The sequence below is a fragment of the Flavobacterium bernardetii genome, from assembly GCF_011305415.1.
Taxonomy (GTDB): domain Bacteria; phylum Bacteroidota; class Bacteroidia; order Flavobacteriales; family Flavobacteriaceae; genus Flavobacterium; species Flavobacterium bernardetii.
Map to the genome: position 1 here is coordinate 51,105 of NZ_JAANOQ010000007.1, position 13,413 is coordinate 64,517.

At 31.3% G+C, this 13,413-nt stretch carries 14 protein-coding genes; 10 read left to right on the top strand and 4 right to left on the bottom strand.

What is annotated here, in order from left to right:
- Positions 1 to 16: 16 nt before the first annotated feature.
- Entirely contained in the window at positions 17 to 1,039 is a 1,023-nt protein-coding gene (locus G6N05_RS12390; RefSeq protein ID WP_166129842.1) for an alpha/beta hydrolase, read from the top strand.
- Between the two features lie 55 nt (positions 1,040 to 1,094).
- Here G6N05_RS12390 and ahcY read toward each other — a convergent pair whose 3' ends face one another.
- On the bottom strand, positions 1,095 to 2,411 hold the full coding sequence (ahcY, locus tag G6N05_RS12395) for an adenosylhomocysteinase (protein WP_166129845.1): 1,317 nt from the start codon (positions 2,409 to 2,411) through the stop codon (positions 1,095 to 1,097).
- A 147-nt stretch (positions 2,412 to 2,558) separates the two neighbouring features.
- On the opposite strand from ahcY, the gene G6N05_RS12400 reads away from it, so the two are divergent.
- The 6 genes from G6N05_RS12400 (at position 2,559) to G6N05_RS12425 (ending at position 9,097) form a co-directional block, all read left to right on the top strand.
- Positions 2,559 to 3,224, top strand: coding sequence for a 4'-phosphopantetheinyl transferase family protein (locus G6N05_RS12400; protein WP_166129848.1), 666 nt, complete (start codon positions 2,559 to 2,561; stop codon positions 3,222 to 3,224).
- A gap of 118 nt (positions 3,225 to 3,342) precedes the next feature.
- Entirely contained in the window at positions 3,343 to 4,059 is a 717-nt protein-coding gene (locus tag G6N05_RS12405; RefSeq protein ID WP_166129852.1) for a geranylgeranylglyceryl/heptaprenylglyceryl phosphate synthase, read from the top strand.
- 1 nt (position 4,060) lies between these two features.
- Entirely contained in the window at positions 4,061 to 4,666 is a 606-nt protein-coding gene (gene pnuC / locus G6N05_RS12410) for a nicotinamide riboside transporter PnuC (protein WP_166129856.1), read from the top strand.
- Positions 4,642 to 6,195, top strand: a complete 1,554-nt coding sequence (locus G6N05_RS12415; protein ID WP_166129859.1) for a DUF4301 family protein — start codon at positions 4,642 to 4,644, stop codon at positions 6,193 to 6,195. Before pnuC ends, G6N05_RS12415 begins: the two co-directional genes overlap by 25 nt.
- Positions 6,195 to 6,596, top strand: coding sequence for an alternative ribosome rescue aminoacyl-tRNA hydrolase ArfB (gene arfB, locus G6N05_RS12420; protein ID WP_166129863.1), 402 nt, complete (start codon positions 6,195 to 6,197; stop codon positions 6,594 to 6,596). Before G6N05_RS12415 ends, arfB begins: the two co-directional genes overlap by 1 nt.
- 374 nt (positions 6,597 to 6,970) lie before the next feature.
- Complete coding sequence (locus G6N05_RS12425; RefSeq protein ID WP_317167486.1) at positions 6,971 to 9,097, top strand: TonB-dependent receptor; 2,127 nt, start codon at positions 6,971 to 6,973, stop codon at positions 9,095 to 9,097.
- 52 nt (positions 9,098 to 9,149) lie between these two features.
- On the opposite strand, the gene G6N05_RS12430 is transcribed toward G6N05_RS12425, so the two are convergent.
- Together G6N05_RS12430 and G6N05_RS12435 are read right to left on the bottom strand one after the other, a co-directional pair.
- Positions 9,150 to 9,683, bottom strand: coding sequence for a glutathione peroxidase (locus G6N05_RS12430; RefSeq protein ID WP_166129870.1), 534 nt, complete (start codon positions 9,681 to 9,683; stop codon positions 9,150 to 9,152).
- On the bottom strand, positions 9,683 to 10,114 hold the full coding sequence (locus G6N05_RS12435) for a Rieske (2Fe-2S) protein (RefSeq protein ID WP_166129874.1): 432 nt from the start codon (positions 10,112 to 10,114) through the stop codon (positions 9,683 to 9,685). The genes G6N05_RS12430 and G6N05_RS12435 overlap by 1 nt, the downstream gene beginning before the upstream one ends.
- Before the next feature lie 148 nt (positions 10,115 to 10,262).
- On the opposite strand from G6N05_RS12435, the gene greA reads away from it, so the two are divergent.
- From greA to G6N05_RS12450, 3 genes are all read left to right on the top strand, one after another.
- Positions 10,263 to 10,739: a transcription elongation factor GreA gene (gene greA / locus G6N05_RS12440; RefSeq protein WP_166129878.1), complete on the top strand. Its 477-nt coding sequence runs from the start codon at positions 10,263 to 10,265 to the stop codon at positions 10,737 to 10,739.
- Positions 10,740 to 10,863: 124 nt separating this feature from the next.
- Positions 10,864 to 11,253, top strand: coding sequence for an HIT family protein (locus G6N05_RS12445; protein WP_166129882.1), 390 nt, complete (start codon positions 10,864 to 10,866; stop codon positions 11,251 to 11,253).
- 53 nt (positions 11,254 to 11,306) lie between these two features.
- Positions 11,307 to 12,206 carry a hypothetical protein gene (locus G6N05_RS12450; protein ID WP_166129886.1) on the top strand — a complete coding sequence of 300 codons (900 nt, stop codon included), beginning with the start codon at positions 11,307 to 11,309 and terminating at the stop codon, positions 12,204 to 12,206.
- Here the strand turns inward: G6N05_RS12450 and G6N05_RS12455 are convergent.
- Positions 12,203 to 13,351, bottom strand: coding sequence for a sensor histidine kinase (locus G6N05_RS12455; protein WP_166129890.1), 1,149 nt, complete (start codon positions 13,349 to 13,351; stop codon positions 12,203 to 12,205). The two genes, G6N05_RS12450 and G6N05_RS12455, sit on opposite strands and share 4 nt — an antisense overlap.
- Positions 13,352 to 13,413: the final 62 nt, after the last annotated feature.

The following is a 13,413-nucleotide window of genomic DNA, read 5'->3' on the forward strand; positions in this document are numbered from 1 at the left end:
AATTATCATTAAAAAAATGAAACAAAAAATAAAAAAAATAATAAAATGGGGATTCTTACTATTTATCTGTCAGTTTTTCATTAGAGCTTGCATTCCTTCAAAACAAGACACAGCTGTAATTAAACCAAGGCAATCAACCAAATATTGGAGCCTAAATACAGGTTCTAAAATTGCATATACTTTTATTGAAGGGAAAGGTAACAAAAAACCATATCCAATTATTTATTTACATGGAGGTCCAGGCGGATATATACATTCAAAAGTTATTGAAGTGCTTGGACAGCTTTCAGAAAACGGTTACGATGTTTATTTATATGACCAAATTGGCAGTGGTTTATCTGGAAGACTCGAAAATGTAAATGAGTATTCCGCAACTCGTCATCAAAAAGACCTTGAATCAATTGTGGCACTTTTAAATGCAAAAAAAGTAATTTTAGTGGGACAATCTTGGGGCGGAGCTTTAGCAACAATGTATGCTGGAGATAATCTTAACAAAGTTGACAAATTAATTCTAACTTGTCCAGGAGCAATTAAACCAATTGATGAATCAGTAGAAAAATTAAAAGCTCCAGATAGTCTAAATCTTAAAGACCCAATAGATGTTAACAGTGAAACAATTGCTTTTGCGTTAAAACCAAGATACGTCGCAATTCGCTTTTGGGCTTTCCTAGGAAAAAAAATTGGAACAGATGAAGAAGCTGATAGTTATTTAAACAAAATGGCATCGGGATTTACTAAGGGACTTGTTTATGATCCTACAAAAACATTGCCAGAAGAAGGAGGCGGAGGCGGTTATTGTAACATTAAAACGCCACCAAGCTATAGTAAACTCAAAGACCCACGACCAAAACTTAAGAACAATACTATTCCAACCTTAATAATAAAAGGACAATACGATAATGTTCCTTGGGGAAACACAAATGAATATATTGAAATTTTCAAAAATAGCCAATTAAAAATAATAGAAAAGGCAGGTCACGATGTGTATATCGAAAAGCCTAACGAATATTTAGAAGCCATGAAATTGTTTTTAAAATAAAAATGCCTCTCCAATTGGAGAGGCTTTTTGTTTTAATCTAATTTTAAATATAAAATTAGTATCTGTAATATTCTGGTTTAAATGGTCCAGCCACTTCAACTCCAATATACGCAGCTTGATCGTCACGTAATGTTTCTAACTCTACTCCTAATTTAGAAAGGTGTAAAGCAGCTACTTTTTCATCTAAATGTTTAGGCAACATATATACTTCATTTTTGTAGTTCGCACTGTTTGCCCATAACTCTAACTGCGCTAAAGTTTGGTTAGTAAACGAGTTACTCATTACAAAACTTGGGTGACCTGTAGCACAACCTAAGTTTACTAAACGTCCTTCAGCTAAAATAATAACTTCTTTTCCGTTTACAGTGTAAATATCAACTTGTGGTTTAACTTCGTTTTTAGTATGTCCGAAGTTTCCGTTTAACCAAGCCATATCTATTTCGTTATCGAAGTGACCAATGTTACAAACGATAGCTTTATCTTTCATTGCTTCAAAGTGACGACCTAAAACGATGTCTTTGTTTCCAGTTGTGGTAATGATAATATCAGCATTAGCTACAACAGAATCTAATTTTTTAACTTCGAAACCGTCCATTGCTGCCTGTAAAGCACAAATTGGATCAATTTCAGTAACTGTTACAATAGAACCAGCGCCACGGAATGAAGCTGCTGTACCTTTACCAACATCTCCGTATCCACAAACTACTACTCTTTTTCCTGCTAACATTACGTCAGTTGCTCTACGAACTGCATCTACTGCAGATTCTTTACAACCGTATTTGTTATCAAATTTAGATTTAGTAACTGAATCATTTACGTTGATAGCTGGCATATATAAAGTTCCTGCTTTCATTCTTTCGTATAAACGGTGAACTCCAGTTGTAGTTTCTTCAGATAAACCTTTAATTCCTTTTACTAATTCAGTGTATTTATCAAACACTAAGTTTGTTAAATCTCCACCATCATCTAAAATCATATTTAAAGGCGCGCGTTCTTCACCAAAGAATAACGTTTGCTCAATACACCAATCAAATTCTTCTTCATTCATACCTTTCCAAGCATAAACTGGAATTCCAGCAGCAGCAATTGCAGCAGCAGCGTGATCTTGAGTTGAGAAAATATTACAAGAAGACCAAGTAACATCCGCTCCTAAAGCTACTAATGTTTCAATTAAAACCGCAGTTTGAATTGTCATGTGTAAACATCCAGCAATACGAGCACCTTTTAAAGGTTGACTTGCACCAAACTCTTCTCTAAGCGCCATTAATCCTGGCATTTCAGCTTCTGCTAATAAAATTTCTTTTCTTCCCCATGCTGCTAAAGAAATATCTTTAACTTTGTATGGTACGTAAGGAATTGTTGTTGTACTCATTATATTTGTATATTTATTTTAATTTAAGTCCGCAAAGGTACAACATAAGTTTCAAATTCAGAAATAAATTATTGATATTTATGTTTTGTTCACATCGCTAAACAACTGACTAACAATTATATAAAATTTTTATAACTCAGAATAAATATGCCTTTTTTTAAAGAAATTAAGATTAACGAACATACAACCGCTTATTTTTGGAAAATTTCCGAAGATATCGATTGGCTTTTTGAAAATGTTCCACTTAATGAAAAGTCAAGTACTAGATTGCAAACGATGAGTTCCATCGAACATAAAAAAGGATTTTTAACGGTGAGAATGTTATTACAACATATTGGTTTTACTGATTTTGATTTGTTTTATGATGCATTCGGAAAGCCTCATTTAGAAGATAAAAGTAAAAAGGCAAAAGGCAAAAGTTTAGAATCTAATAACCAACATATTTCCATTTCACACTCTCATGAATTTTCTTGTATTTGTATTAGCAATCAATCAATTGGAATTGATTTAGAAAAACGCAAAGAAAAAACCCTAAAAATCGCACCCCGATTTATGGATATTTCGCATTTAGAAAACCTTTCAGAAGCAGATAAAATCGCAAAAGCAACTGTTGTTTGGGGCGTAAAAGAGAGTGTTTTTAAATTAAAAAACGAAAAAGGAATTAGTTTCCCAAATCATATTTCCGAATCGCGTTTTCAATTAGAAGATAAAAAGGGAAAAGCTCATATAAATTTTAATAACGCATCAGAAGATTTTCTATTTCAGTTTGATTTTGTAGACGATTATGTTTTCGTTTGTGTCATGAATGTTTAGCTATTTCACAGAGTTACGCAGAGTCAACACAGAGATTCACAAAAATTAAAAAACTTCGTGAATCTTTGCGAAATCTCTTTGCGAATCTTTGCGTTATAATTCTTACTTTCGCAAAGCAATGAAAAACATCTACCAAAATATTTTAGCTGCCAAACAAGCAAACAAAAAATTGTTGGCTATTTTGATTGATCCAGATAAGACTAAAGTCGGCGAAATTGAAAATTTATCTCAAAAAATAAATGAATCTCCAGCCACTCATATTTTTATCGGCGGTAGTATTGTGGAACAAATTTGCATCGATTCTCTAATTATCGAAATCAAAAAATATTGCCACTTACCTATTCTAATTTTTCCCGGGCATCCATCGCAAATTTCAAATGAAGCGGATGGGATTTTGTTTTTAAGTTTACTTTCAGGCAGAAATCCAGATTATTTAATTGAACTTCATATCAATTCCGTAGATATTTTAACCAATTCAACTTTAGAAATTATTTCAACCGGTTACATTTTAATCGATGGCGGAAACGAAACTGCTGTTCAACGTGTGAGTCAGACTTTACCTATCGAAAATACAAATATCGAATTAGTTTACAAAACCGCAAAAGCAGGCGAATATTTAGGTAAGAAACTCATTTATTTAGAAGCCGGAAGTGGCGCCAATCATCACGTTTCAATAGAAATGGTTTCTTTTGTTTCTAAAAATATTTCTGTTCCTTTAATAGTTGGTGGCGGAATTAGAAATCTAACAAAAATTGAAGAAATTTTTAAAGCTGGAGCAGATTTAGTAGTAATTGGAACAGCTTTTGAAAACGATTCAAACTTTTTTACTACATAACATGTTCGAAACCATCATCAATCAATACAAAAGCATTCCAAATTGGCAAATTAGCATTGAAATTATCGTTTTTATATTCGGTATTTTAAGCGTGTATTTTGCGAAAAAAGAGAATATTTTAGTCTATCCAACCGGAATTATTGCAACAATTTTTTCAATTTACATCATGTACCATGCTAAATATTTTGCAGACATGAGCATTAATATTTATTATTCTGTAATGAGTATTTACGGCTGGTATGAATGGAAAAAAGTCACAAATGGAGAAACTCTTTCCATTTCTAGAACCAACACTAAAGAAAAATGTATTGGCGTAATTTTATTTATTATTACAGCTATAGTTTGTGTTTTTATTTATCAATTTTTCGATTATAAATTACAGATTAACAATTATTTAGACATTTTCACCACCGCAATATTTTTCACAGCTATGTGGTATATGGCTCGTAAAAAAATTGAAAATTGGACTCTTTGGATTATTGGTGATGCGATTTGTGTTTATATATTTTTCGACAGACAACTTTACATAATTGCCATTCAATACATAATTTTTACTATTTTAGCCATCTCAGCTTACTTAGAATGGAAAAAATATTTAGCGAAATAGATTTAAAACAAATAGTTACACGCGGAAATTCTCTTGAAAAAATCATGCAACAATTGCATTATTTCAAAAACGGAATTCCAAATATCAACTTATATAAAATTGCATCATTAAAAGATGGAATTTTTCAATTTTCTGAATCGGAAATAGAAGAATTTTGCACTTATTTCGACAAACACAAAGACAAATATACTATAGAAAAATTTGTTCCTGCAAGTGGCGCAGCAACAAGAATGTTTAATTCTTTAAACGAATTTCTAAACGCTTTTAATCCAAAAAAAGACACGATAAATTCTTATGTTAATCTTAACAAAGACAAAGATTTATCACTTTTTATAGTCGGATTAAGAAGTTTTCCTTTTTATAAAGATTTAAAAGAAAAAACTAAAGCACTTTTTACAGAGTATCCAACATATAATTCTGATCAAAAAGTGTATGCGATTGTCAAAACATTACTAACAGAAGAAGGTTTAAATTTCGCCAATAAACCAAAAGGGATTTTACCATTCCATATTCAAATTGATAAAATTTTAACACCAATAGATGAACACGTTTTTGAAACGGATTTCTATAAGAAACCTAATGAGAAATCGAAAATACATTTCACCATTTCAAAAGAATTTGAAAACGATTTTTTGAACATTACCAATAAATATGACAACCTAGAAATTACGTTTTCTTATCAAAATGAAACTTCCGATACGATAGCCGTAAATGCCGATAACTCTCCATTTCGTACGGAAGAAAATGAGTTATTTTTTCGTCCTGGCGGACATGGCGCTTTGATTGAAAATCTTAACCAATTACAATCAGATGTAGTTTTTATTAAGAATATTGATAATGTTTCGCAAAATAATAGAGAACTTATTCTAAATTATAAAAAATTAATTGGCGGGATTTTACTTTACACAAAACGCCAAGTCGAAATCTCATTAAAAAAACTAGTAAACAACGAAATCAACGAAAACAATATTAAAGAAATTATTGCTTTTGTGGAAGAAAAAATGTCGTTTCCTTTACCGAGCGAATTTAAAATGTTTCAATTTGAATATCAAAAAGAATATTTAATTAAAATTCTAAACCGACCGATTCGTGTTTGTGGAATGGTAAGAAACGAAGGAGAACCTGGTGGCGGACCATTTTGGGTTCAAGACGAAAAAGGGCGTCATAATTTACAAATTGTGGAATCTTCTCAGGTAGATTTAACAAATGAAAACCAACGCAAAATTTTTAAAAACTCTACCCATTTTAATCCAGTTGATATCGTTTGTAGTATCAAAGATTTTGAAAACAATAAGTTTGATTTAACCAAATTTGTAGATAACAAAGCAGCTTTTATTACGGAAAAAACCAAAAATGGAAAACCTATAAAAGCCTTTGAATTACCGGGATTATGGAATGGTGCCATGGCAAAATGGACGACTATTTTTGTTGAAGTTCCAATTGAAACCTTCAATCCTGTAAAAAAAGTAAACGATTTATTGAAACCAGCACACCAACCTAGTAATTTGGACACTAATTCTACTTTATAATGAAAGTTGAAATTTTAAATTCAGAACTAAATTTTAAAGCAGTACGAAGCAGTGGCGCTGGCGGACAAAACGTAAATAAAGTTTCCTCAAAAATGGTTTTAATTTTTGATGTGGCCACTTCACAAGGTTTAGATGATGCTGAAAAACTTCTACTTCAAACCAAATTAAAAACAAAAATTTCTCAAGAAAATTTATTGATTTTAACCTGCGATGAAGACCGAAGTCAACTTAAAAACAAACGAATTATCATCAAACGATTTTTCGAAATGTTAGAAAAAGCTTTAGTAAAACCTAAAAAAAGAATAGCTACAAAATCAACAAAAGGCGCTAACGAAAGACGTATTCAAGAAAAGAAAAAAGCTGGTGAAATTAAATCTGGAAGAAAAAAATTAGATTTCTGAAACACATAGCCACATAGTTTTTTTTATTTATAGCTTCTATTTAAGAAAACATAGATTCCAACTGATAAAAAATTGATTTTTGAAATTGTTATTGATTTTTGAAATTGAATTCCTATCTTTGCCCCGTCTCAAAGGGGTGCTTGTTTTTACAGGCTGAGATTATACCCATAGAACCTGAGCAGGTAATGCTGCTAAGGAAAATAGAGAAAACAAACTTTTGTAATTCCGAACGGAGTGCGAATTCTCACCAACATTTATTAACTAATTATTTTTAACAAAGAGTAATTACCCCTTTTATTCGTATTTTTTTACGAATTATGTATTTATTTTTAAAAAGGCAAAAGGCAAAAGGCAAAAGGCAAAAGATTTATAAATTGAGTCTATTTTCTATTCTCTTTTCTCTGTGTTCTTACAGTCAAGAACAACCCAAAGATTCTGTTAAATCAATTGAAGAAGTATTAATTTCTGGCGTTAGAGCTAAAGACAAAAGCCCAATTACCTTTACGAATGTTTCCAAAGCACAAATTGCTCCGAGAAATTTAGGTCAAGACATTCCCATTTTATTAAATTATTTACCTTCTGTAGTGACCTCAACCGATGCTGGTGCTGGAGTTGGTTACACTTCTATGCGTGTTCGTGGTTCTGATGGTTCTCGAATAAACGTAACTTTAAACGGTGTGCCGTTTAATGATAGCGAAAGTCAAGGAACGTATTTTGTAAACTTACCAGATTTTGCTTCTTCTTTAGAAAGTATTCAGTTACAACGTGGCGTTGGAACCTCTACAAGTGGAGCTGGTGCATTTGGCGCGAGTTTAAATTTACAAACTAAAGCCTCTCAACCAAATGGCTATGCAGAATTAGCCAATTCAGCAGGAAGTTTCGGGACAAGAAAACACACGTTAGCTTTCGGAACAGGTTTACACAACAATTTCGAAATGAACGCTCGTGTTTCAAAAATTGATTCAGATGGTTTTATTGATAGAGCTTCTTCTAATTTATTTGGTTATTATTTCGATGCCAATTATATCACAAAATCTACTATTATTAAAGCGATTGCTTTTGGCGGAAAAGAAAAAACGTATCAATCTTGGAATGGTTTAGAAGACGAAGAAAAATTAAGAAACGACAGAACGTATAATTCGGCCGGACAATATACTGATGCAAATGGGGAAACACAATTTTACGGAAATGAAGTCGATAATTACGGTCAAAATCATTTTCAATTGCATTGGAATCAAAAATTAGCTTCAAAATGGCAATCAAATGTGGCGTTACATTACACTTCAGGAAAAGGTTATTTTGAACAGTATAAAGAAGATGAAACTTTTGCAAATTACTATTTACCAGATTTTGGAGCAGTAACTTCTACAGATTTAGTTAGAAAACGTTGGTTAGACAATGACTTTTTCGGAACTACTTTCTCTTTAAATTATAAAACTGAAAAAACGGATGTAATTATAGGTGGAGCTGCTAATAAATACCAAGGCAAGCATTTTGGAGAAGTCGTTTGGACGCAATATTACATTCCAAACACCAATAAATATTACGATAATTTCGGAAATAAAAATGATGTGAATTTCTATTCAAAAGCATCGCAACAAATTGGAAAAATTAATGTATTTGCCGATTTACAATATCGAATGGTTTTCTATCAAGCGAATAGTATCAAATTTAATGATGTTAATGACACGTTTCGTTTCTTCAATCCGAAAGCGGGAATTACTTATACTATAAATACAGCTAGTTCTATTTATGGATATTTCGGAATTGCAAACAAAGAACCGAGAAGAGATGATTATGAAGATAAAGCTAGCAAACCAAAAGCTGAAAACTTACAAGATTTCGAATTGGGTTATAAATTCAAAAACAACAAAGCAATTCTGAATATTAATGCTTTCTACATGAAATACAAAGATCAATTGGTAGCTACTGGTGCGTTAAATGATGTAGGAAGTCCAGTTTTTGAAAATAGCGGAAAAAGTTACCGTTTAGGTATAGAAATAGAATCAGCAATTAAACCTTTAAAATGGTTAACAGTTTCACCGAACATTACTTTAAGCACCAATAAAAACGAAAATTTCGAATTTAAAAGAGATGGTATTTTAACCAATTTAGGAAGCACTAATATTGCCTATTCTCCAAATTTAGTTATTGGAAATAATATCACATTTACACCAGTTAACGATTTACAAATTTCTTTCTTAACGAAGTTTGTAGGCGAACAACATATGGGAAATATTGATGCTAAAAAATCAGTTTTAGCTGATTATACCACATCAGATTTTAATATTACTTACGAATTGAAAATTAACGAAGGAATCAAATCTATTGTGTTTTCGGGAATGATAAATAATATTTTCGATAGAGCTTACGAATCCAACGGATATTTTTACACATATGATGACAACTGGAGTGGCCCAGGAATTACTACCATTGAAGGAGTTGGATATTATCCGCAAGCAGGAATCAATCTCTTATTTGGAATCAACTTGAAGTTTTAAGTATTTTTATATAGTTATGTTTTTAGAAAGGTTAGAAGAAATTCTAGCCTTTTTATTTTCCTTCAATCCAAGCCGTAATACTTCTGTCGTCTGGTTGCGTTTTTGGCGAAATGACTTTTTCTAATTCGCCATTTTCATTTAGCAAATACTTTTGAAAATTCCATTTTACAGTAGAATCTTTCACACCATTTTTCGATTTCTTAGTTAAGAATTCATAAATAGGATGTATAGAACTTCCTTTTACAGAAATTTTCTCCATCATTGGAAAAGTAACGCCATAATTGATACTACAAAATTCCTGAATATCGTTGGAATTCCCTGGTTCTTGCCACAAAAAATTATTGGCTGGAAAACCAATTATTTCAAAATTATCAGATTTATATTTGTCGTAAATTTTCTGTAATTTTTCATATTGAGGTGTTAAGCCACATTTTGAAGCTGTGTTTACAATCATCACTTTTTTTCCTTTTAAAGTGGAGAAATCAAACTCGTTGCCTTGTAAATTCTTCACTACAAATGAATGAATGGAACCTTTTGGATAGGATTTGGTGTCTTTTTTGAAAAAAGAAAAAATACGTTCCAACATTAATTATACACTTTTATAGTTGAAGCATCAATAACTTGTACACGATACGCTTTCATAGGATATTTTTTCCCTGCAGACAAACCTGTGAATAAACTATATTCAGCATCATCACAAGGGCATTTTGCATTAATCCCGTTAATGGTCATTGTAGAACAATCGGATAAAGCTTGATTTGGACACGCCGCATCATACGCTAAGTAATTTCCACTTCCACCATTAAAAACAATCAAGCCTCTAATTCCTGCACCAGCAGAATTTACATAAACCGCATTAGATGGAAATGCTAAATTAGCATATTGAGGAAAACTCATATTTAGAGTTACTTCAAACGAATAATTTGGTAAAAACGGATTACCATTATTAGAATCTTTATCTTTATCACAAGACAAACTAGCTAAAAACAAAACAACTAAGCAAAAAAATCTTTTCATTTTTTATTTTTATTTGAATTATCAAATTTAATTTATTTATATTTGACAAACTAATATAGTAAACGAAAAATAGTTAAATAATTATATCTTTGCAAAAAGGGAATCCCATAGTTGTGGGATTTTTTCTATTTTATAAATTAATGAAGTTATGAGCACAGTATCTTACTACACAGCAGAAGGATTAAAACATTTAAAAGACGAGTTAGACCAACTTAAATCTATAGAACGCCCCAAAGCATCACAAGCCATCGCAGAAGCAAGAGATAAAGGAGATTTATCTGAAAATGCTGAATACGATGCCGCTAAAGAAGCACAAGGTTTATTAGAAATGCGTATTTCTAAAATGGAAGAAGTGGTTTCTAACGCAAGAATTATAGATGAATCTACATTAGATGTATCAAAAGCATTGGTTTTATCTAATGTAAAAATCAAAAATCAAACAAACGGAATGGAACTAACTTATAAATTAGTTGCGGAAAGTGAAGCAGATTTAAAAACAGGAAAAATATCAGTAACTTCTCCAATTGGAAAAGGATTATTAGGTAAAAAAGTAGGTGAAATTGCAGAAATCAGCGTACCAAATGGTGTATTGAAATTTGAAGTTTTAGAAATTACACGCGACTAAGACAATGTTCAATTAGGCAATAATCAATATGCCAATTTGAAAACATATAAACAACAATAATTATTCATTTTTCACAAAGTATAGCATTGAAAATTGGCTAATTGTCAAATTGAAAATTAATTTTATGAGTTCTATTTTCACAAAAATAATCAACGGAGAAATTCCTTGTTATAAAATTACAGAAAACGAAGATTTTATTGCTTTTTTAGATGTGAATCCGAATGCAAAAGGCCATACTTTATGTGTGCCAAAGCAAGAGATTAATAAAATTTTCGACATGGAAGAAGATTTGTATTTAAGACTAATGGCGTTTTCAAGAAAAGTAGCCATTGCTTTAGAAAAAACGGTTCCTTGTAAGCGAATTGGCGTGGCAGTTGTTGGTTTAGAAGTACCACACACACACGTGCATTTGATTCCATTGCAAGATATGGACGATATGCGTTTCCAACGAAAAACAACTTTAACACCTGAAGAATTTTCAACACTAGCACAACAGATTGCTGAAAATTTATAAAACATACATCCACAAATTTTAAATGAGTTTGTGGATTTTTTTTATGCTGACTTATGAAAAAAATCATCTTTCTATTACTATTCACAAATCTTATCTTATCACAAGAAATTGCCTCTGAAAATTATTTTTGGGAATTTAACTATATGAATGAAAATGGAATAGAAGCTGTAATTGGAGCAAAAAATTGTTATATCAGACAAGATGCTACATCAAACAGTCAATTATTAGATTCTTTACAAATTGGTGATAAAATTAAAGTCATAAAAAACACAACAGAAAATTTAAACATTAAAGGATTGAATTTATCTTGGGTGGAAATTGAGTATTCCAAAAACAACCAAATTAAAACCGGTTTTCTTTGGAAAGGATTCATCGCTGTTGGAAATACAACTAAAGGAAACACTACGTTCTTAACCACAATAGATTCCAAATACAGTAAAAAAGTACAACGAGATGATTACGAATACGAGGGAGATTTTTATAGAATCTCTGTAAAAGCCATAAATTCAGAAAATCAAATTATAAGTGAAAAATCATTTTCAAAAGAACTTTCCGAAAGTCATTTTTTCCAAAACTCTGCTATAAGTAGTTGGGGCTTAAAAGATTTAAATTCCATTTACAGAATTTCGTTTAGCGGAGAAGCTTGTGGTATTCCAACTTTGTATTATTATTTCGGTTGGAACGAAAAAGAATTCTTAGAACTTCCTGAAAAATATGATATGGGAGACGCCGGCGTTTTTTATCATTCAGAAGAATTTATTTTCCCAAAAGAGAAAGGCGGACAAACGAACACCATTATTAAAACCATTAAAGAAGCTGAAAACACAGATGAGAATTCAAATACTTATGATTTCTTAGTTACAAAAACAACGGAATATTATTCTTGGGATGGAAAAAATTTCAAACTAATAAATACCAAAAAATTAAAACCATACATTGAAAAAGAAAATTAACTTTCTTTCTTAAAACTGATTTGCATCGTAGTACCTTTTCCAATTTCTGAATTCACGACTCTGATTCTACCTTTGTGATATTCTTGTACGATTCGTTTAGTAAGTGACAAACCTAATCCCCAACCCCGTTTTTTAGAAGTGTAACCTGGTTCAAAAACGGTTTTGAATTTATTCTTCGGAATTCCACTTCCACTATCGGTAACGGTGATATAGATAAATGAATCGCCTTCCACAATTTCTATAGAAAGCTTCCCTTTTCCTTTCATGGCATCAATCGAATTTTTTACTAAATTCTCAATCGTCCAACTGTGTAAAGTTGGATTTAATGACACATAAAGTGGTTTTGAAGGCGCTCTGAAATCGAAACTAACTTGTTTGGAAGTTCTAGCTTGTAAATATTCAAAAGAAGATTTCGTTTCTTCAACAATGTCTCTTTTTTCTAAAATAGGCTCGCTTCCAATTTTCGAAAACCTATCGGTAATGGTTTGCAAACGATTAATGTCTTTTTGAATTTCTTCAATCGTACTTTCATCAATATTTTCTAATTTCAACAATTCCAACCAACCAATTAATGAAGACAAAGGTGTTCCGATTTGATGCGCGGTTTCCTTAGCCATTCCAGCCCAAAGTTTGTTTTGAGTCGCCATTTTCGTAGCGCGGTAGAAATTATATACTACGCCACCAAATAAAAACGCCACCAACAATAAAGCGATTGGATAGTATTTTAGTTTATTTAATATGGCTGAATCTCCATAATAAAGTAATTGATATTTATCATTGGAAAGTTGAACTTTTATAGGAGCGTTTTGTTTTTTAATATCTAATAAAAATTCTTTCAGTTTTAAACTATCTTTTTCAATTGTTTCAACATTGGCACTGCTTAAAATTTTACCTTTTGAGTCGGTTAAAATTAAAGGAATCGATTTATTGTTTTGTAAAATAAAAAGAGGCAATTCTATATCCGAAAATTCATTAGCATTTGTTAAACTCTGCTGTGCTGTAGCCCATAATTCCATTTTATTACGTTCCTCTTCTTTAAACGTTTGGAAAAAGATGTAGGTATTCCATAAAATTAAGGAAGCAATTAAAAACGAGGAAATAATGATAATCCAACGTGTAAGATTTCTTTTTTCAGAAAACTGCATAAAATGTATTTTGAGTAAAAATAGTGAAATTTTAGAATTAAGAACAAAGTAAAAAGTAAAAA